General features: G+C 38.7%; 19 protein-coding genes and 1 tRNA gene. 14 read left to right on the top strand and 6 right to left on the bottom strand.

Annotated elements, in window-relative coordinates; all coding sequences use genetic code 11:
* Window positions 1-3: 3 nt before the first annotated feature.
* On the top strand, window positions 4-585 hold the full coding sequence (locus tag H6G76_RS12460) for a Uma2 family endonuclease (RefSeq protein WP_199337357.1): 582 nt from the start codon (window positions 4-6) through the stop codon (window positions 583-585).
* Window positions 586-655: 70 nt separating this feature from the next.
* Here H6G76_RS12460 and H6G76_RS12455 read toward each other — a convergent pair whose 3' ends face one another.
* From H6G76_RS12455 to H6G76_RS12445, 3 genes are all read right to left on the bottom strand, one after another.
* The gene (locus H6G76_RS12455; RefSeq protein WP_190700501.1) at window positions 656-2,032 is read right to left on the bottom strand and encodes an FAD-dependent oxidoreductase; all 1,377 of its coding nucleotides are present in this window, start codon (window positions 2,030-2,032) and stop codon (window positions 656-658) included.
* Between the two features lie 212 nt (window positions 2,033-2,244).
* Window positions 2,245-3,069, bottom strand: a complete 825-nt coding sequence (locus H6G76_RS12450) for an alpha/beta fold hydrolase (protein WP_190700498.1) — start codon at window positions 3,067-3,069, stop codon at window positions 2,245-2,247.
* Between the two features lie 180 nt (window positions 3,070-3,249).
* Window positions 3,250-4,377 carry an acyltransferase family protein gene (locus H6G76_RS12445; RefSeq protein WP_190700495.1) on the bottom strand — a complete coding sequence of 376 codons (1,128 nt, stop codon included), beginning with the start codon at window positions 4,375-4,377 and terminating at the stop codon, window positions 3,250-3,252.
* A 420-nt stretch (window positions 4,378-4,797) separates the two neighbouring features.
* On the opposite strand from H6G76_RS12445, the gene H6G76_RS12440 reads away from it, so the two are divergent.
* The 3 genes from H6G76_RS12440 (at window position 4,798) to H6G76_RS12430 (ending at window position 8,595) form a co-directional block, all read left to right on the top strand.
* A complete protein-coding gene (locus H6G76_RS12440; RefSeq protein ID WP_190700492.1) occupies window positions 4,798-6,156 on the top strand; it encodes a TrpB-like pyridoxal phosphate-dependent enzyme in 1,359 nt (452 codons plus the stop codon).
* A 628-nt stretch (window positions 6,157-6,784) separates the two neighbouring features.
* Window positions 6,785-7,843, top strand: a complete 1,059-nt coding sequence (locus H6G76_RS12435) for an acyltransferase (protein WP_190700490.1) — start codon at window positions 6,785-6,787, stop codon at window positions 7,841-7,843.
* 473 nt (window positions 7,844-8,316) lie between these two features.
* A complete protein-coding gene (locus tag H6G76_RS12430) occupies window positions 8,317-8,595 on the top strand; it encodes a hypothetical protein (protein ID WP_397333604.1) in 279 nt (92 codons plus the stop codon).
* 212 nt (window positions 8,596-8,807) lie between these two features.
* Here H6G76_RS12430 and H6G76_RS12425 read toward each other — a convergent pair whose 3' ends face one another.
* Window positions 8,808-8,963 (bottom strand): hypothetical protein, encoded by a 156-nt coding sequence (locus H6G76_RS12425; protein ID WP_190700487.1) that lies wholly within the window; start codon window positions 8,961-8,963, stop codon window positions 8,808-8,810.
* A gap of 153 nt (window positions 8,964-9,116) precedes the next feature.
* Between H6G76_RS12425 and H6G76_RS12420 the strand changes: the two genes are divergently transcribed.
* The 3 genes from H6G76_RS12420 (at window position 9,117) to H6G76_RS12410 (ending at window position 11,891) form a co-directional block, all read left to right on the top strand.
* On the top strand, window positions 9,117-9,509 hold the full coding sequence (locus H6G76_RS12420; protein ID WP_190700485.1) for a hypothetical protein: 393 nt from the start codon (window positions 9,117-9,119) through the stop codon (window positions 9,507-9,509).
* Window positions 9,510-10,162: 653 nt separating this feature from the next.
* Window positions 10,163-10,825: a DUF4360 domain-containing protein gene (locus tag H6G76_RS12415; protein ID WP_190700483.1), complete on the top strand. Its 663-nt coding sequence runs from the start codon at window positions 10,163-10,165 to the stop codon at window positions 10,823-10,825.
* A 433-nt stretch (window positions 10,826-11,258) separates the two neighbouring features.
* Window positions 11,259-11,891, top strand: coding sequence for a DUF4360 domain-containing protein (locus tag H6G76_RS12410; RefSeq protein WP_190700481.1), 633 nt, complete (start codon window positions 11,259-11,261; stop codon window positions 11,889-11,891).
* 272 nt (window positions 11,892-12,163) lie between these two features.
* Here H6G76_RS12410 and H6G76_RS12405 read toward each other — a convergent pair whose 3' ends face one another.
* Both H6G76_RS12405 and H6G76_RS12400 read right to left on the bottom strand, forming a co-directional pair.
* Window positions 12,164-13,051 (bottom strand): alpha/beta fold hydrolase, encoded by an 888-nt coding sequence (locus H6G76_RS12405; protein WP_190700479.1) that lies wholly within the window; start codon window positions 13,049-13,051, stop codon window positions 12,164-12,166.
* A 102-nt stretch (window positions 13,052-13,153) separates the two neighbouring features.
* Window positions 13,154-13,654, bottom strand: coding sequence for a HugZ family protein (locus tag H6G76_RS12400; protein ID WP_190700477.1), 501 nt, complete (start codon window positions 13,652-13,654; stop codon window positions 13,154-13,156).
* Window positions 13,655-13,815: 161 nt separating this feature from the next.
* Here H6G76_RS12400 and H6G76_RS12395 point away from each other — a divergent pair, with 161 nt between their 5' ends.
* The 7 genes from H6G76_RS12395 to H6G76_RS12365 all read left to right on the top strand — a co-directional run bounded on the left by H6G76_RS12395 (window position 13,816) and on the right by H6G76_RS12365 (window position 19,260).
* Window positions 13,816-15,300, top strand: a complete 1,485-nt coding sequence (locus H6G76_RS12395) for a CIA30 family protein (protein WP_190700475.1) — start codon at window positions 13,816-13,818, stop codon at window positions 15,298-15,300.
* Window positions 15,301-15,654, top strand: coding sequence for a hypothetical protein (locus H6G76_RS12390; RefSeq protein ID WP_190700473.1), 354 nt, complete (start codon window positions 15,301-15,303; stop codon window positions 15,652-15,654).
* 19 nt (window positions 15,655-15,673) lie between these two features.
* Window positions 15,674-16,066 (top strand): GFA family protein, encoded by a 393-nt coding sequence (locus H6G76_RS12385; protein WP_190700471.1) that lies wholly within the window; start codon window positions 15,674-15,676, stop codon window positions 16,064-16,066.
* Between the two features lie 403 nt (window positions 16,067-16,469).
* Window positions 16,470-16,946, top strand: coding sequence for a hypothetical protein (locus H6G76_RS12380; RefSeq protein ID WP_190700468.1), 477 nt, complete (start codon window positions 16,470-16,472; stop codon window positions 16,944-16,946).
* A 377-nt stretch (window positions 16,947-17,323) separates the two neighbouring features.
* Window positions 17,324-17,698 (top strand): hypothetical protein, encoded by a 375-nt coding sequence (locus H6G76_RS12375; RefSeq protein WP_190700466.1) that lies wholly within the window; start codon window positions 17,324-17,326, stop codon window positions 17,696-17,698.
* 321 nt (window positions 17,699-18,019) lie between these two features.
* On the top strand, window positions 18,020-19,183 hold the full coding sequence (locus tag H6G76_RS12370) for an SDR family NAD(P)-dependent oxidoreductase (RefSeq protein WP_190700463.1): 1,164 nt from the start codon (window positions 18,020-18,022) through the stop codon (window positions 19,181-19,183).
* Window positions 19,184-19,188: 5 nt separating this feature from the next.
* Window positions 19,189-19,260: transfer RNA gene (locus tag H6G76_RS12365), tRNA-Asp, on the top strand.
* Window positions 19,261-19,735: the final 475 nt, after the last annotated feature.

Here is a 19,735-nt window from a genome sequence, read left to right as displayed (position 1 = left end):
ATTATGCAGCTACAAGAACAACGCTATTATTCGCTTGAAGAATATCTAGAATTAGAGGTTAATTCAGAAGAAAAACATGAATATATTGATGGGCAAATTATTCAAATGGCAGGCGGAACACCAGATCACAGTCAAATTGCGCTTAATTTAGGTGGTACAATCAACTTTCTTCTCAAACGTCAGCCTTATCGAGCCTTTGTTACAGACCAGCGTCTATGGATACCTAACAGCCGAATTCTTACTTATCCTGATGTAATGGTGGTGAGAACTCCTTTAGAATTTCAAGAAGGAAGACGAGACACTTTAGTTAATCCAGTATTTATTGCTGAGGTATTATCAAAATCCACTAAAAGTTATGACCGCGATGAAAAGTTTGCTGCTTATCGGACAATTCCCAGCTTTCAAGAATATATTTTGATTGACCAGTATAAAATGCACGTTGAGCAGTATTTCAAAACAGAAAATAATAAGTGGATATTTTCTGAGTATGACGATGCGGATGTGCTGTTAAGTTTTGCTTCTATTCCTTGTCAGGTTTTGCTTGGGGATATTTACGATAAGGTGGATTTTAATGTAGAGGAGTAATTTTACCCCTCGCTTTCTGGCGATCGCCCGCATCTGTCGTCATCATTTTGGCATGATTAATAAAGCATCTTCACATATTTGGACACCCTGGCATATTTTCTCCCAGCAGCAACCGTGCCAGACTGGGTAAAGCTTCACCGTATGTAGGATGGATGTGAACCGATCGCTCTAATAACTGCCAAGTTGCGCCTGCTTCTATCAAATCTAAAAATACATGGACTAGTTCAGCAGTTTCGTACCCTACTAGGGTTGCTCCTAAGATTTTGTCTGTGTCGCTGTCAATCACCATACGATAAAATCCGAGGTCATGCCCCCACTCGATCGCACGTGCAATTTGACTCATGGGTAATGTGACAGCACGGGCGTTGATGCCTTGTTTTTGAGCCTGTTCTAAGGTCATCCCCACTCGCCCCACTTGGGGTTCTGTGTAAACTGCATAGCCAAGGACGCGATCGCTCTTTGTTCTGTGTTCTCCACACAAAATTGCTTTTAAGCGGCGATAGTCTTCCCACGACACATGAGTAAAGGCAGGCTGTTTGGCAGCATCGCCAATTGCATATACTCCAGCACAGGTGGTATGAAACTGGTCATCAATTTTGACAAACCCGCGATCGTCTAGCTCAATTCCGCTCGCAGCTGCATTTAATGCACTGGTATTCGGTTTACGTCCAATTACCACCAGCAACGCTTCCCCTTGGAGTTGTTCGCCATTGCTTAGGGTTAAATTAAACAGATTATTCTCGTGGGCGACGTGATTCACATTGACTTCAAAGTGGAGCTGAATCCCATCTTGCTTTAATGCTTCTGCTAAGACTTCACTGACATCAGACTCTTCCTGTCCCAGGACGCGATCGCCCCGCACAATTAAGTGGGTCTGACTGCCTAACCGCGCTAGTCCTTGTCCCAATTCTAAGCCAATATAACCGGCTCCAATCACTAATAAACGGGGTGGTAAGGTATTTAAGTCAAAGAAGTTACGGTTAGTTAAGTAGGGAGTTCCCGCAAGTCCGGGAATATCAGGAATCAGCGATGACGTACCTGTGTTAATGATTACCAGAGGAGCCTGAAAGGTAACATCTCCACCTTTGACTGTCCGTTCACCGACAAAAGCAGCTTCAGCACAAATGACTTTGACACCAGCAGTTTCCAATCGCTGGCGAACTCCCTGATTAAAGCTGCTGCGGATTCCCCGAACTCGCTCCATGACAGCCGGAAAATCCACTGTAACCTCTGTGTGGATGCCTAATTTTTGGGCTTGGCGCGATCGCCCTGCGGCATGAGCTGCGGCTAAGAACGCTTTGGAAGGAGTACAGCCATAGTTAATGCAACTGCCACCTAAAGCATCTCGCTCAAATAAGACAACTTTACGTCCCTCATTGGCAAAATCAGCCGCTAGTGGGATGCCTCCTTGACCACTGCCGATGACAATCACATCTGCGGTTTCCATGAGTGCTAAACTCCTTGGGATAGTTGGCTTTCAAACAGGTCTGACAATTACTTGATGTCTCACATCTACGCATCCATATCCAATACCTTTCGGTTAAAGGGGAAAGGGGAAGGGGAAAAAGTAGAAGAAAACCTTTAACCCTTATCCTTTAACCTTTTCCCAAAACCAGATTACAACTTAAAAATGCTTAACCGAATAGTATTGCAGCCGGATTAGGATTTGATAAATTCCAGCAGGTCGGCGTTGACCTGTTCCTTGCTCGTGTCACCCAGAGCGTGCGCTCCCCCAGGATAGATTTTCAAAATCGAATTCTTGACAAGCTTTGCAGACAAAAGCGCAGAAGCACCAATCGGCACTATCTGATCGTCATCACCATGAATGATTAATGTTGGCACATCAAACTTTTTCAAATCTTCGGTGAAATCTGTTTCTGAAAACGCCTTAATGCAGTCATAGGCGTTTTTATGGCCAGCCATCATTCCCTGCATCCACCAAGAATTGATTAACCCTTGGGAAACTTTGGCACCGGGGCGATTGAAACCAAAGAATGGCCCACTGGGTACATCTAGAAAGAATTGCGATCGGTCAGCTAAAAACGCGGCTCGAAAACCGTCAAAAACTTCAATGGGCAGTCCACCTGGATTCGCTTCTGTCTTCAGCATGAGTGGCGGTACTGCACCCATCAACACAGCTTTAGAAACGCGTTTGGTGCCGTGCCTTCCAATAAAGCGCGCCACTTCACCGCCACCAGTGGAGTGTCCAATCATCACCGCATCATTAAGATCCAGTGCCTCGAATAACTCCGCTAAATCGTCGGCGTAAGTATCCATGTCATTACCGTGCCACGGTTGGCTTGACCGTCCATGACCGCGACGGTCGTGCGCGATGCAACGATAACCGTGGGAGGCGAGAAAAAACATCTGCGATTCCCAAGCATCTGCGCTCAGTGGCCAGCCGTGACTGAAGACAACAGGCTGTCCTGTACCCCAGTCCTTGTAATAGATTTGCGTCCCATCCTTAGTTGTGATTGTACCCATATAGCTCCTATGTAAATTGTGAGCTTTTAAGAATCTGTATCTGCTTTTGACGTGAAGATAACTGCGTCCGCATAACTTAGATCCCACGCTTCTATTACAAGTTGGGATTTTCTTCTTGATGCTTTGTTGGCATCAAATTTTTGTGAAATGGTATGAGAACCTCACGCAGACGTGCGGAGTTTAAACTTTGAGAAACCAGCGTTGGCGATACATGAGTACGGCAACACCCCACCATAAGAATACAGTAATCAGGGCAAATAATAATGAACCGTTGAAAGTTCCTGCCCAAGATGCAAATATATTTTGATAAATCCAGTTAAAGGTGCTGGGGGCAGTTTCGCCTGTGCCAATGGTAGTTTTGACTAAGATTTTAATTAGTAACACAGATGCAACGAACAGAGCGATCGCATTTAAGCCCATAATCTCAAAAGGTTTACTCCAGCGTTTAATTAATCGCACTTCGATAAGTTCGTAACAAGCGGCTAATAAAAGTAACGCCCAACCACTGGTAAAAACAACGTAAGAACTTGTCCATAGTTTTTTGTTAATCGGGAATACCCAACCCCAAGCCCAACCCAGAATTAAGCAACCAATACCAAATAAAGCTAACCCTACACTTGTACGTGTTTGCACTGGCTGTTTACGTATCCATTGCCCTGTGAAGTAACCAGCGAGAACGCTAACAACGGCTGGAATTGTGCTGAAAAGTCCTTCTGGGTCGCCTAAGTTTTTGAAACCATCGCCGGCGTACAGATGTGCTTTAGGGATAATTAGGCGGTCTATGTATGCACCAAAGTTACCGTCGCGTGTCAACACACCCGCACCATATTCGGGAACTGGAACATACATCATGGTTAGCCAGTAACCGATGAGTAAGACTGCGGCTAATATCCATTGTCCTTTGCGTGGGAGGTTGAGAACTGCCAGGGAAGCTAACAGGTAAGTTAAGCTGATGCGTTGCAACACTCCCATGATGCGGATGCTGCTTAAGTCAAAAGTCCAGACACCTTTATTCCAAAAGCCGTTTAATAATAAACCTAAAGCAAATAAAATAGCTGCACGGCGAAGTATTCGCAAGTATACAGTAGAAGTTGGTTTATTATCTGCGGTGTATTTTGACAAAGAAAATGTCATTGCCACACCAACAATAAATAAAAAGAAAGGAAAGACTAAATCTGTTGGTGTGCAACCATGCCAGTCAGCATGAGCCAAGGGAGGATAAACATCATCGGCAACTCCTGCCATGTTGACAAGAATCATAGCAGCTATGGTGATGCCACGAAAAACATCTAGTGAGGTCAGACGCATAAGCGGAATTTTGTGTGCGATGAAAATATAAACTACTCCGCCTGGTGCAAAATTTATAGTTTTTGATACAAGGTGAAATATTTTGAGATCCCCGACTGTCTTTATCGCAGGTTGTTAATGAGAAGCGATCGCTTTCTAAATAATACCAATTCAAATAATGTTTGCGACAGATACCCCACCCGCCTGACGGCACCCTCCCCTTGCCAAGGGGAGGGTTGGGGAGGGGTCTTATTTATGTGTCGCATTCTTTTTTCAAATTGGTATAACTAAATGTTTTTATTACAAATTAAGAAATTTCAAAAATTCAATGATTTATTTTTAGCTCAAAAACAATTAATCAGATTGTTTTTCTCTCTTCTCAAATAGCCATTTTCTTAGAAAATAAAAAAAGTTCTAACTTTGCTGTATTAAATCTTAGATATGGAAACAATTAAATATATTCTGACTGAAGACCAAATGCCGACAGCTTGGTACAACATCCAGGCTGATATATCGCAAGCATTACCGCCAGTTTTACATCCAGGTACAGGTAAGCCAATTACACCAGATGATTTATTACCTCTGTTTCCCTTAGCTTTGATTGAACAAGAAGTTACTCAAGAAAGGTGGATTGAGATACCTGATGCAGTACGCTCTATATATTGTCAATGGCGACCGACTCCACTTTATCGGGCGCGTCGTCTAGAAAAAGCTTTGGATACGCCAGCCAAAATTTATTACAAATATGAAGGTGTTAGTCCTTCGGGAAGTCACAAACCTAATACTGCGGTTGCTCAGGCATACTATAACAAACAAGCTGGGGTCAAAAAATTAACTACCGAAACTGGAGCCGGACAGTGGGGTTCATCTTTAGCCTTTGCTGGTGCGCTGTTTGGTTTGGAAGTGTTGGTTTACATGGTGAATGTTAGCTATCAACAAAAGCCTTACCGCCGAGCATTAATGGAGAGTTACGGTGCTAGGGTAGTAGCCAGCCCTAGCAATGAAACTCAAGCGGGACGTAAAATTTTAGCAGAACATCCTAACAGTACAGGTAGTTTAGGTATTGCTATCAGTGAAGCAGTAGAAGTAGCAGCAGGGGATGAAAACACTAAATATGCGTTAGGCAGTGTTCTCAATCACGTACTATTACATCAAACTGTAATTGGGCAAGAAGCATTAACGCAATTAGAAATGGCAGGAGATTACCCGGATATTGTCATTGGGTGTACAGGTGGCGGTAGTAACTTTGCGGGAATTGCCTTTCCATTTCTTGGTGCGAAACTGCGAGGAGAAAAAGATATCCAAATCATCGCTGTGGAACCTGCTGCTTGTCCTTCGTTAACTCGCGGCAAATATGCTTATGATTTTGGTGATACTGCACAGCTAACACCATTAACTAAAATGCACACTTTAGGTAGCGGTTTTGTGCCAGAAGGCATTCACGCTGGCGGTTTGCGCTATCACGGTATGGCTCCTTTAGTTAGTCATATTGTCAATTTAGGATTAGTAGAAACCCGTGCAGAATATCAACTTGGTTGCTTTGCGGCGGGTTTAACTTTTGCAAGAGCCGAAGGAATTTTACCAGCACCAGAAGCGAACCATGCCGTGAAAGCTGCAATTGATGAAGCGTTGCGTTGCAAAGAAGCAGGTGAAAGCAAGACTATCTTGTTTAATCTTTGCGGTCATGGACACTTTGATATGCAAGCTTACATTGATTACCAAGCAGGAAAGTTGGTTGATACTGAATATAGTGCTGAAGAAGTGGCAATGGCACTGGCAGGATTACCTGTTGTTGACTAACTTTCAAGAAACACAGGCAATAGGCAACAGCCAATAAGGAAGGGATTTTACTTGTTTGTTTCATTCATAACGGGTAGTAGCACCGCCAGTGAGGTTGCTCTTATGAAACACATTCCGTAGCATTGGATGACAAAAGGTTGAATCCAACATAAATTGGGGCTTACGCAGTGATACGGAAAATCAAGGGTTTGGACAAAGGTGTATTGGTATAGAGGAGTAAGGGTGTATACATCCTTACTCCAAGTTTGAACAGATGTCAGTCATGCATCTAGGAAAAATACGATCGCTTTTAGGCGTGCTGAAAGTATTACTTATCAAACTGTTTTACTATTTATCTACTCTTTGCTGTTGATATGCTGTAGTAAAAATAGCAGTGTTAGTGTAAATTTCGCAAATAATTCAACAGCAATCACAGGTACATCTCATGTTATTGCTATAAGTATTGCTTTTGCACAAATAAGCAATATAGCATTATTAGATACAAAAGGCACTGATGGAGTAAAACCTCTTCAAAGTAATGGCTTTCAATAAATCAAAAACAAAAATCTTTTTAGTGCAATTGCTTTTGCATCAGTCTGTAATGTAATTCAAGAATAGTTCTAAGTTACACAACTCAAAATGGAGCAAAATGGATTCAAAATTTCAAAATCGGTTAATATGGGTTGATTATGTAAGGGTTATAGCAAATTTTTGTGTTATATTTCTACATTCAGCCGCACCATTGCTTTACCAATTTAAAAAAATACCTGATTCATACTGGATAATAGGAAACATTTATGATTCAGCAGTAAGGATGTGTGTTCCTTTATTCTTCATGCTTTCAGGTTATCTTTTACTCGAAAAGCAAGAAACATTTAAAAGTTTCTTTAATAAAAGGTTTAAGCGAATTTTAATTCCACTTGTTGCTTGGTCAATTTTTTATATTTTGTGGAGATTTTATTATCAAGGGGATATTAAGGCAATTTCCTTCTCTTCACTTATCAGTCTCTTAGTAAGTCCTGCTGCTCCTCATCTATGGTTTTTATATGCATTAATAGGTATCTATTTATATTTGCCTTTATTAAAACTAATTGTAAAATATGCTGATAATAAATTGCTCTCCTATTACATAGGATTATGGTTCTTGGCTGTTTCAGTTCCTCCCATAGCACAAAGATTAAATATAACTAATTGGATAGATGTTTCATCGATTTCGGGCTACTCTGGATACCTGGTTATAGGTTTAATTTTAGGTAAAAAAACAATTACAAAAAGATATGCCATTGTAGCTACAATTTTAGCACTATGTTCCATATGTATTACTATAGTTGGTACGCATTTATTCACTGTTTATTATGGTGATTTTTTTGACTATTTTTATAAATATTTATCGCCAAATATTATTATTTTTTCCTGTTCAACCTTTGTGTTAATTAAATATTATACTTCCATGTCTGCTTTTGCTAAAAATGAAATATTATTATCTATAATTAGGTCACTCAGTTCAGCTAGTTTAGGTATGTATTTAGTTCATCCAGTATTTCTAAATTTATTAGAAAATGGTAATTTTGGCTTTTTTCTAAGTGCTTCTTATGGAAATCCTATTTATAGTATTCCATTAACAGCGATTATTACATTTATCTGTTCATATTTAACAATTTTACTTATAAAAAAAATAGTATTTATGAGGATAATCATAGGAGAATAAATGTATTTTAATTCAAATACTTTGTAATAAACTAATAATCACTTACTAATTTTCAATTACAATATGGAAAGAATATTTTCTCGGCTTGACAAGAAACTCACCTGTTTTATTCCATTAAATAAAATCAAAATTATGACCTAGGTATTACACCTCCTGCTCTATAGCAGATCTAAATTATTCGTAAACAAATAGAACCCCGACTTCTTAAAGAATCGGGGTTCTAAGTTTTTTATACAAGATTATTTGTTGCTGTTAAAAATTGAGAATTAACAATAAAAATATTTGCATTCATGATTGACAAGTATAAAATTATACTTTAATATTTAAACATGATAAAAGCGATCGCACCCTTCCCCAAAGAGGAAAACGATCGCCTTTATCTAAACCCCAAAATCGATAAAAGCGATCGCCCAATCCCGCGAAGAAGAAAGCGATCGCCTTTATTTAAACCCCAGAATCGGAGTATAAATACAATGATGGCACAATTACAAAATTCCGCCCAATCAAAATTAGCGCAGTTCTTGGGCGCAGATTTCAATTCACCCATCCCTAATCAATTTTCTCAACCGTCCTTTCCCCACCGCGAACCGATTAAACATCTATTGATTGGTTCTCCTAAAGCTGTCACCAGTACAATTAACTACTTGCAAGTAATTGGCTACGCCAGTGTTGGTGATTGGAGTCCACTGCTACCAACCACTAATCCCGGCGAAGTCATGAGTATTTTAAGCCGCCAAATTATGATGCATTAACCCAGATGTAGAGACGTTGCATTGCAACGTCTCTTTAATTGTTGTTAGATCACAAGTTAATGTTGTTACAACACTAAGTTCTGTTGTTAGATCACAAGTTGATGTTGTTACAACACTAAGTTCTGTTGTTAGATCACAAGTTGATGTTGTTACAACACTAAGTTCTGTCGTTAGATCACAAGTTGATGTTGTTACAACACTAAGTTTTGTCTTTAAAAAATTTTGTAGGGTGTGTTATCGCGCCAGCGTAACGCACCGCCCCAGATTTGCGGTGCGTTAGAACTATCGTCCATAACGCACCTACCATACTCAAAGAGTTTTTTTTGACTTGTGTGTAAACCGTAGCCTTGTAGAAGAGGTTCTTTCAAGATTACTAAATTGGTGTTCTAGAAGTCATCATACAAGAAATATTACTGACAACTTAAAATCTAAAAATTACAATATTTTGTTAAAAATACTGACGCAAAAAGCAATTTAATTAAGACAAACTAGCTTTAAAAGCATCGATGAGGAGCATCACTATGTCTCGTAAAAAACGTACATCTCGCGCTTTAGAAAAAGCTGAGTTACGGACTTCTGGACTCAAAGCAATTGATCCAACTATGGATTTTGGCGAAAATCGCAATTTACAAAATATGGCTCAATTAATAGAGCAATATCGTACTAAAATTGAAGCTTATAATACGGCTCTAACTGTGATTGACTCTTCTAAAATAGAGATGCAAGAGTTAGAAAAAAAATTAAGCGACCTTTTAGAAAAAATGCTAATTGGGGTCGCTTTTAAGTATGGTAAAGACAGTATTGAATATGAAATGGCTGGTGGTGTTCGCAAAAGTGAACGTGTCCGCAAAAGTTTAGCCACCCGTTTAAAAGGAACCGCAGAAGAAATATCTAATAAGACTCAAAGTATATAGTTTTATTTATTTGCGATCGCTTTTGTTTATAATTTTTTAATAACAAGAGCGATTTATTTGTCTTGCAGGCTAAAAATATTTGCTAGAATAAAAATATTATTAAGGTTATCTTCATCTTTTATTATTAACAATATCTACAAATATATTTATTAAAATTAATATTATTAAATTTTATTATTTGTTTTCAAAATATATTTTAGCTTTTATCTTTGTGAGGACAAATCATATAAATCTACCTCTTTAGATAGACGAAATCTACCTAAGAGGGGATTTATTCTTGGAGCAACATCTTAATAGCTTTCTCAAATAAATTAAATACGCTACTAGCTAATTAAATAACTAGATATTTGGTGCTGTTATCGATTTTGTTTACTTCAAACACAGCGTATTGAACACAATTGAGAACAGATGTGAAACCCAAAACTTCAAACAAGCTGCTGGGTAATATTTGTTTGCTTAGAATTTTATTACTAAGTTGACAAACCCTTTAAGCATATAAAAATACAGTTTCAATTAAGAGTATTTATCCGCTAGTTTATGCGGATAAAGCCAGAGGTTTAATCAATTAATTTGGTTAAATGTAACTTAATCTTTCCTTAATTGAATTGTATTGGAATATGCCGGAAAAATACACATTTTTGAGGAGTTTTTGTATGAAAATTTCTACTGCTATTATTTCCAGTCTGACACTACTGAGTTTAAATATTGCGGGTTTAACTCAAGTACAGGCTCAAACTGACGTAACTCCTGAACCAGATGGAATTACGTTTCTGCAAACTGAAGATGGAGAAGTTCCAGTAACTCTTTTAGGAAACGGTTGCCCAGACGAAACCGCAAAGGGGATTGTGAATGGAGATACTCTTTCTATAACATTCAAAGAATTTGAAGCTAAAGCTCTGTCTCCTCTAGTTGAATCAAAATCATGCAATCTGCGAATAGGCCTTAATATCCCTTCTGGATTTACTGTTCAGCCAGTTAACATCACGTATGTTGGATTTGCAGATGTGCCAGATAAAGGCAGTGCTGAAGTTAACGTTAGACTTCTTTTTCAAGGTAGGAATATTGTAATTCCAAATCTAAACGAAACTTTTGCTGCTGGTACTTCCAAAGTTTGGACAAAAGAGGTTCAGCTTGACTTAGCACCCATCAATGCATGTAATAAACCAGTGAGTTCGATTTTTGGTATCAATACAAGTCTGACAGCAAGAGCTAGAAATGTAGCTGCCAATCAAGAAACTCAAATCCGAGTTGATACAATTGATACAGGACTCGGCCCTGTATTGTACCGGATTAAGTTTGCTTATTTTGCTTGTTAGTTTTTTACTGCATAGTTAATATGCATTTAATTTTTCCCAAAAGCTGCGCTCTCAAACACAATACTACTCGGTTAACAATCTTGAACAAGGTTAAAAGATAAGAGCGAAAATTTTTGATTTCCTCTTTTTCCTGGCCTGATTGCCTTTAACCGACAAGTACTGCATTGCCTCAAAAGCAGCTTTGTTCACATCTTGCGCCTAACCCCAGCGAATGGAATTCGCGGCTATACAAACGTAGACGCGCTAGCGGCTTCCCGCAGGGTAGTCCGCCTATCGCGCTTGCGCTGCGCGACTTAAGTCGCAGGCGTGCAAGATATGAGTTTACCGAGTTATCGAAAGATTTCTTCTAATACAGTGAAGAAATCTTTCGATATCTGCCTTGAAAATATTGGACACAAATCTAATTAACTTTGATAGATTCAAAGTATTTGATATGAAACTTGTAAGCAGTCTTATTTCTAGTTTGACATTGCTGAGTTTAAATCTGATAGGTTTAGCTGAAGCAACAGCCCAAACACCAGTTCAAACGCTTAACTCAACATCAGGATTTAAGTTTAATGATATTTCATTAGTTCTCCTTGGCAATGGCTGTCCGTCAGGAACTTCCCAAGCAGTTTTAAACGGAGATACTTTGTCTGTAAATTTACCTCAATTTGAGGCTGTAGCGACATCTCCGAGTGTTGTATCAAAATCTTGCAATCTGAGAGTTGGGTTGAATGTGCCTGCTGGATACAAAGTCAGACCCATCAACCTCAACTATTTTGGTTCTGCAAGTGTACCTAACGGTGGCAGTGCTGAGTTAAACGTTAGAATCTTATTTCAAGGCAAACTTGTGCCAATTACTAATGATCCAAACCTCAAGTTTGAGTCGGGCTTTTCAGGTACATGGCAAAAAAATGCATCTACTAGACCAGATGCAATTAATGCTTGTAATGGGCCAGTAAATTCAGTTTTTGGCGTTAACACAAATTTGATAGCTCGTGCGAGAGATGTAGCGGCAGGAGGGCAAACCAGCATTAGAATCGATAGGGGCTATCGCATTAAATTTGCTCTTGCCCGTTGTTAGAATGTCTCTTAATTGCGCTTAAATTGCTGGTTATTTTTTATTAACATATCTTTTTAAATTGGAGTTTAGAAAAGGGTTATACCAATTTTGTATGAAGATGCACATAACAAGACCCTCCTGTAGTCCCCACTTGGCAAGGGCTGCGGTGTACACGGTAGCTTGCCAAGAAGGATGGCGACAGCCGGGGGGTAAATATATGCAGCTTCACAAAAAAATGGGATTAAAAAAAAGAAGTTAATCTAAACTCCAGTTTAAAGATATGCAAAACTATACTAATTTAAATGCTGCTGCAACAGACCAATAATTATTTCTGGTAATTCTAAATGCGGCAGCACCCCAGTATCAGCGATCGCATAAAATTTTTGAATAGCCTCACGATTTAAATTCGCCAACCTCCGCCCTAATTTAATAGAAGTAAATTGTGCCTTTTCACCCCAAAACAATACACTGGGGATAGTTAACTGTTGAATATACAAACTCAAATCAAAATATAAATCACCCCGCAAAAATGCCAAGGCTGCAAACTTAGCATTAGGCTGTTGTGCAGAGGTTAAATAAGCTTCTACCATCTCTTGAGAGACGCGTTCGGGTTTCGCAAACAGAAAACTTTGTAGAAAGTTCCTTACAGCCAATTCATTTTCCGCACCCAACGCATAGATTAAACTATCTACCAAAGGCGTATTAATTACAGAAAGTGGTAGTCTGCGTCCAGCACCTTGACCAAAGTCATCAAAGCCAGAAGGACAGACTAAATATAACGATTGGAATAATTGCGGTTGAGTAATAGCCAAACGGATAGTTAAAGCAGCCGTGAGAGAAGACGCAACAACTGTTACAGGCTGGTGACAAGTTTGAGTAATAAATTCTGCGATCGCGCTAAGATAATCTTTAATTTGATAATCGCGCACAGGGTGTGCAGACTCACCCCAACCAATTAAATCAGGTGCTAAAATTCGATACTTTGCCGCAAAAGCTGGGTAAACCTTCGACCATTCATAAGCAGAAGCCCCACCCCCAAAGTTATGCAGAAATAGCAATGGAGGTAAATCTTCAGTCTCAGCATTTAACCAAGGTGCAGATGTCTGAGTATAATAAACCATTGCACCTAAGGAAATATGAATAACTTTATGCCCAAAGCCAGGAGGTTGAAACTGAAGCATAAAAAGTATGAAGTATGAAGTGTGAAGTGTGAAATAAATTAGGGTATATATAAAACCAGAAAATGAAAGCTTTTCATTTCTAAGCTTTACTCCCTATTTCCTTCACTTAGCATTATCTTTAGTAACCTGAATTAGTTCGTTTAAGTTATCCTCATTAATATTATAAATAGTTCCAAAACCCACAACATAACGACCTGCATTTGGGGTAAGTTTGAAAAGCCGGAAGTCAGTCAAACCTCGAAACACTGCAATCATTTCGCCAAAGCGTTCTTGAAATTGGTCAACAATTGTATTCCAAGTGTCTGTATCCCGCGCTATTAAAGTAGCAGTACAATCAAAACTTAAGCGGCGACGGGCAAAAATGTTATTAGTTTTTGCTTCATCATCAATAAATAAAACACTTACACGCGGGTTAGCGTAAAGGTTTTGTGTGTGAGTTGCCAAGTCACTGATATAAATATAAATATTTTTAGCCTCATCCATCACAAACGGTGCATAACTACTATTAGGTATACCTTCCTGACTGATAGTGCTAATGATGACACTTTGAAACTCTTGCGGAAAACTTGCGTATTCAGCTTGAGCTTTTTCTAGTTGGCTCATAAGTAATATTTTGTATGATTAGCAACATTTAAGTAAGTATTTTAGCTTTTTTAGGCGATCGCCAAAACAATAAAAGATTTGGCCTAATTGTAACTACATTCAAATAATTGAGAGTAAAGCCGATATCATGTAACAAGTAAACAAGTAATGAGGACGCAATTGTGAGTGACAAAAATCGTTCTCAATGGGACTTAGGCAGGTTTATCGAAACCCTGTCTTACTTTGAGGTTATTCCCTTTCTTAATTGCATCAAGCAACTCATCCAAGGTCGTCCCCAAGATAAGCAAGCCAGACCTGACGGAGGAAAAAATGTGGGTGTAATACTAGTAGCAGGTGCAACGGGTGGACTTGGTAAAAGAGTTGTAGGGCGACTTAAACAACGTGGTTATCAAGTGCGGTGTTTAGTGCGAGATATTGAAAAAGCACGGTCAATTCTTGGTAATGATGTTGACATAGTAGTTGCAGACATTACCAAACCCGAAACTTTAAACGCTTTACTCATGGCTAATATTCAAGCCGTGATTTGTTGTACAGCCGTGCGAGTCCAACCAGTAGAAGGAGACACAGCCAATAGAGAAAAATATTATCAAGGCATTAAATTTTACCAACCTGAAATCGTTGGCGACACACCCGAAAACGTTGAATATCAAGGGGTCAAAAATTTAGTAGAAGCAGCTGCTAAATATCTGACCGCAGCTAATGAAAAACTTATATTTGATTTTACCCACCCCTCAGCCGAATTAAAAAATGTCTGGGGTGCGCTAGATGATGTCGTGATGGGTGGTGTCAGTTCTAGTAATGTTCAAATCACAGAAAATAAGGCCGTGTTTGCTGGCAATGTTTCCACAGCCAACTCCGGAGGGTTTGCTTCTGTGAGAACCAAAAATTTTGACCCACCATTTAATTTATTTGGTTATACAGGCGTAGAATTACGCGTTAAAGGTGATGGTCAACGTTATAAAATCTTTCTGCGTCCAGATGCAACTTGGGATGGGTTAGGTTATAGCTATTCGTTCGACACCGTAGCAGACACTTGGCTAAATATCCGCATTCCCTTTACTGAATTAACCCCTGTATTTCGAGCAAAAACTGTTAAAGATGCTCCACTATTAGATGCTAGTAGAATTAGCTCATTTCAACTCATGTTGAGCAAATTTGAATATGATGGTGCATTAAATCCTAACTTTACACCCGGTGGTTTTAGTTTGCAGGTGGAATGGATTAAAGCTTATGACGGCAAAACTTTACCACAATTTATTCTCGTCAGTTCCGCAGGTGTAACGCGTCCCGGAAGACCAGGTATTAATTTAGCAGAAGAACCACCCGCAGTTAGATTAAATGACCAGTTGGGAGGTATTTTAACCTGGAAATTAAAAGGTGAAGACAGCTTAAGAGCAAGTGGTATTCCCTACACAATTATTAGGCCTTGCGCCTTAACTGAAGAAGCAGGAGGTCAAGAATTCATCTTTGAACAAGGTGATAATATTCGCGGCAAAATCAGCCGCGAGGATGTAGCCGAACTTTGTGTACAAGCGTTAGAACAAAGTCAAGCCTATAACGTCACCTTTGAAGTAAAGCAAGGGGAAAATCAGGCTAGTGTTATCAATTGGCAACAACTATTTTCTCAATTGCAACCTGATAAATAAATGAAAAAGATACAAGTACTAACCCTAGCTGTGGTGTTGGTATTGATTCTTTGGGGCGGCTTATTTTCTAATACTGCATCATCACAGCAAATCGAATCTCGCCTCAACAACTTAGAAGCAGATTTTAATCGTCTTGAGTCTCAGTTCAACCAAATAGAATCTCAACTTGGCCGCAACCGTCTGCCTTCATCTGCAAGAACCACACTTACACCACGACAGTCCACTGGTAGAGGTAACATATCACAAGGACAACGCGATCAAATGTTTGACCGACTAGCAACTTTAGTGGTTGAATTAAAACAACAAGTCAATACTCTAGAGCAGCGAATTGCAAGATTAGAAGCACGACGCTAATTGCTAAATCTAAAATATTATGGCAAAAGAAATTCAAAAAATAGCCACTTACGAAGGTGGCTGTCATTGTGGTGCAGTACGTTTTAAAGTAATAGTTGATCAACACAAAGTTGATGACTGTAATTGCTCAATTTGCCGCAAAAAGGGCTTTTTACATTTAATTGTGTCGCAAGATAAGTTTACTTTGCTCCAAGGCGAAGATAAGTTAACAACTTATAAATTCAATACCGGAGTTGCCCAACATAAATTTTGTAGCATTTGTGGAATACATTCTTTTTATATTCCCCGCAGCCATCCTGATTGTGTAGATGTCAATGTACGATGTTTAGATGGTGATGTCATTGGTAACTTTGAAATTGTGCCTTTTGATGGTGCAAATTGGGAAGCAAATATTCACAAATTGATTAATTAGTTATCTCTAAAAACAAATATAGTGAGACATCAAATAAAGAATTTATAATAAGTTCTCTTGCATATAAACCTTTTAGGATACTATTTTCCCCTCTTACTTAAAATTCGGTTGCTGTTTAGTCTTAAAGTATTTGTAATAAATCTTATATCTTTACCATACATTACTTAGCTAATATAGTTATTGAATGCATGATATTAAAGTATCCATTGTTTTCAACAAGCATTACTTTGTGGATTAATTTGGTAATGTTATAGAAGTATTAGTGCAGCTAATCTAGAGCTTCTGTCCTCAGTTTTTACATTAGTCTAGGAACCCATCCATAACAGTGCCAAAAAGCTACAAATTGTGCTATTTGCCAATTTCAAGTATTAGTTTGCACAAGTGCTTTCAGAGGAGATGGGAGATGAAAACTATAAATTTACGCAATAGATTATTACAAAGTAGTATTACTTTAGTTTGTGTTGCTGGAGTAACGGCAGTTTTTGCCGCAGAAGCAAAGGCGCAAGTAGCCGGAAAAAACTATTTAGTCACAATTACCCAGCAAGGCGGGGGTAACACTCAAGCCTGTTTTCAGTTTGATAATACCAATACTTTAGAAATTAATGGAGCGCCAGTTCAGTTCACTTTTGGTTCTAGAAGTTCTGAAGGTACTAACCTGTATAGGTGGCAAGCTGTCTCAAGAAGCCCAGTTACACCTTCTGTAGGCATAAGTGGCGAAGAACAACCAGGCCCATTCGGCGTGGGATCTCGATTAGTAAATGGTAATGGCATAAATGAAAATGGCACCCTTTACACATTTAGTGGAAGTCAGGTCGCAAATTGCCCACTAGTAACTTTTTCCCAGGGGGCAAACTTTGGGGGAGGAATTCTCTTCCAATAACTAATAGTTAGGTAATAATTCTCTCACTTGATTCATTACTTTATATTTCTCAACATTTGTAAAAGACATATATAGGAGATTTTGCTCTATATATGTCTTCTTTCTTTTGTCTTATTTTCTCTCTTAAATACTCTTTCTTAAGAAGAAATGCAATATATTTATTTTTGTAGAGAAAATACTAAAGAAATCTGTGGAAAATAAAAAATAAGCGATGTCGATTGTATAAAGAGGTGTATAGGAGTGAATGGATATCTGATTAGCCTTTTTGAATATCTGACATAATTCGCAAACTGAATGTGATGCTAAAACAAGCAGAGAAAAATTATTCAGGTTATGCCAGGTAACGTGCTGACAATTTTGAATAAGGGCAAATTTCTATGAATCAACCATATTTTTCTCCTGATGATTTACCTACACATAGAACAACAATAATTAGTGAATTATTACTTAGCCAACTAGAAGAAACAATCAAAAAACGGTTTTTTTTAGGTTGCGATCGCACAGTACGCGTTTTATTATCTAGTTGTCACTGGTATTTCAAAATCAATAGCGGCATTTTGATGTTCATCATGGTTTGTCATGATATCGAAAGCTATCAAAATATTATGATGACTGTTCCCTATTTAGCTGATAAATTAAAATGTTTTGCCAACCAAGCTAAAATCAGCATTAGTTCGCCAGTCAACCAAGGTATTCCCTGGGTTATCGGTATCAATGATATTTTTCCAGGAGAAGATTCTTCAAACACTTAAATAATATCTAGGAATCCGGTTTGATTTGCAAATTGACTTGTGTAGACAGGGAGTAGGAAAGAAGCCTTGTCTGAATGTACTGATTTTTTTCCCAAATCAAATATGAGTCCTATATAGAATCTATAAACATAAATATACCCGACTTCTCAAAGAGGTCGGGTATATTAGTCTCTCAACTTTGTCTTACTGTCAACTTTAAAGTTAATATTCTTACTTATAACCAATCACTAGCAAAATGATTCCAGAGGGATAATTTAATTTTTATTGATTGATTAAGAAGACTAATTAACCATAAGTAGACAGTAATACAAAAAATGACGAATGAACAAATCACCACGTTGCATTGTCTGTAAGAAAACTTATTTGCAAAGCCATAACTTTTACACTGGAATCTGCATTGAGTGTGGAAATCTAAACTTTAGCAAACGTCAGCAAACAGCCGATTTACGAGGTATGATTGCCGTTGTTACCGGAGCTAGAGTTAAGATTGGTTATGGTGTAGCTTTGAGACTGTTGCGAGATGGTGCAACTGTGATAGCAACAAGTCGGTTTCCTCATGACACGGCGAAAAGGTATGCAGCAGAGTCAGATTTTTTAGAATGGCAACATCGTTTGCATATTTACGGACTTGATTTGCGCCATCTTCAAAGTGTTGAACAATTTACGCAACACATTTGCAAGTTTTACCCAAGGCTCGACATTATTATCAATAATGCAGCACAAACGGTGCGTCGTCCGCCTGAATTTTATCGTCATTTAATTGAGTTTGAATCATTATCACTTCAAGAATTACCACCAGAATTACAACTGTTAGTAGCTCATAATCATACAGTTAATAATGACAAGCCTGCACTATTAGCTAGTACAGAAGCAGCAACCTTTGCAGAAAGTTCTGCTTTGCTTTCTCAAATTCCTTTGATTCCTGAAGACAGCATAGATAATTCGGCTTTTTTCCCTTTAGGAAAGTATACCGATGATGGGCAACAGCTAGACTTGCGCCCTTTTAATAGCTGGCTGATGAAGGATGATGAAGTAAGTATTTTAGAATTATTAGAAGTACATATAATTAATGCGATCGCTCCATTTGTCATCAACAGTAGACTCAAACAATTAATGAGTAACTGCAAACCAACTAATAAATACATCATTAATGTTTCTTCAATGGAAGGACGATTTAATGATGTTGACAAAGCTTGGCGACATCCCCACACCAATATGGCCAAGGCCGCACTCAATCAAATGACTCGTACCTGTGCCAAAGAATATGCCAAACATCGTATTTTTATGAATGCCGTAGATCCAGGATGGATTAGCTTCCAACAGCCTTATCATCAAGCAAAATCCATGCAAGAAAGCGGCGTTGTTCCTCCCTTTGATGTCGCGGATGCGGCTGCACGTATTTGTGATCTAATTTATTTAGGAATTAACCAAGGTAAAACACCTTTTGCTAAATTATTTAAAGACTATAGAGAAATAGATTGGTAATTTCTGGCAGTGTAGCTTAATGGTAAAGCGCTCGTCAGTCGAGGCGGGAGACAACCGTTTGATTCGGTTCGCTGCCACAGCAACGTAGTTCAAGCAGTAGAATTCCTTGGAGTAGACCAGGAGATGCGGGTGCAATTCCCGTCGTTGCCCTTTTGAAATATAGTATCAACTTCAGTAATCGTTACATAATATATAGTACGACTACAAATTTAGTTATATTAACGTGAATTCGATGAACCTCTCCCCAACCCCTCTGTCTTGAAAAGTTTTGCGCCGGGAAACCCGGACGCGCAACACCAGTTGCTTTAAGCCGGGAAACCCGTCCAACGCACTGGCTCAACTTTTCGCTCCGACGCGGAGAGGGGCAAAAATCTTACTAGTTTTGGACGAAAAAATAATATTTTCAAAGCCTCTCCACCCGTGGGGGAGAGGTTTGGAGAGGGGTTCTTAACTTGCGGGGGGACAAAATGGTCTAGAATGCTTATCTTACAAAGAGTGTAGCAATTTGTGGTAAAAGAAAAAGAGCATTTATTCGCAATAAGCTCTATTTAA

The sequence above is a fragment of the Nostoc sp. FACHB-152 genome (assembly GCF_014697475.1).
Taxonomy (GTDB): Bacteria; Cyanobacteriota; Cyanobacteriia; order Cyanobacteriales; family Nostocaceae; genus Nostoc_B.
The sequence above is the reverse complement of the archived record's forward strand: the minus strand, read 5'-3'. Positions and strand labels throughout refer to the sequence as shown.

Coding starts and splice junctions, on each gene's coding strand:
- H6G76_RS12460 (WP_199337357.1), top strand. CDS start 4: ATGCAGCTACAAGAACAACGCTATTATTCGCTTGAAGAATATCTAGAA.
- H6G76_RS12455 (WP_190700501.1), bottom strand. CDS start 2,032: ATGGAAACCGCAGATGTGATTGTCATCGGCAGTGGTCAAGGAGGCATC.
- H6G76_RS12450 (WP_190700498.1), bottom strand. CDS start 3,069: ATGGGTACAATCACAACTAAGGATGGGACGCAAATCTATTACAAGGAC.
- H6G76_RS12445 (WP_190700495.1), bottom strand. CDS start 4,377: ATGCGTCTGACCTCACTAGATGTTTTTCGTGGCATCACCATAGCTGCT.
- H6G76_RS12440 (WP_190700492.1), top strand. CDS start 4,798: ATGGAAACAATTAAATATATTCTGACTGAAGACCAAATGCCGACAGCT.
- H6G76_RS12435 (WP_190700490.1), top strand. CDS start 6,785: ATGGATTCAAAATTTCAAAATCGGTTAATATGGGTTGATTATGTAAGG.
- H6G76_RS12430 (WP_397333604.1), top strand. CDS start 8,317: ATGATGGCACAATTACAAAATTCCGCCCAATCAAAATTAGCGCAGTTC.
- H6G76_RS12420 (WP_190700485.1), top strand. CDS start 9,117: ATGTCTCGTAAAAAACGTACATCTCGCGCTTTAGAAAAAGCTGAGTTA.
- H6G76_RS12415 (WP_190700483.1), top strand. CDS start 10,163: ATGAAAATTTCTACTGCTATTATTTCCAGTCTGACACTACTGAGTTTA.
- H6G76_RS12410 (WP_190700481.1), top strand. CDS start 11,259: ATGAAACTTGTAAGCAGTCTTATTTCTAGTTTGACATTGCTGAGTTTA.
- H6G76_RS12405 (WP_190700479.1), bottom strand. CDS start 13,051: ATGCTTCAGTTTCAACCTCCTGGCTTTGGGCATAAAGTTATTCATATT.
- H6G76_RS12400 (WP_190700477.1), bottom strand. CDS start 13,654: ATGAGCCAACTAGAAAAAGCTCAAGCTGAATACGCAAGTTTTCCGCAA.
- H6G76_RS12390 (WP_190700473.1), top strand. CDS start 15,301: ATGAAAAAGATACAAGTACTAACCCTAGCTGTGGTGTTGGTATTGATT.
- H6G76_RS12385 (WP_190700471.1), top strand. CDS start 15,674: ATGGCAAAAGAAATTCAAAAAATAGCCACTTACGAAGGTGGCTGTCAT.
- H6G76_RS12380 (WP_190700468.1), top strand. CDS start 16,470: ATGAAAACTATAAATTTACGCAATAGATTATTACAAAGTAGTATTACT.
- H6G76_RS12375 (WP_190700466.1), top strand. CDS start 17,324: ATGAATCAACCATATTTTTCTCCTGATGATTTACCTACACATAGAACA.
- H6G76_RS12370 (WP_190700463.1), top strand. CDS start 18,020: ATGAACAAATCACCACGTTGCATTGTCTGTAAGAAAACTTATTTGCAA.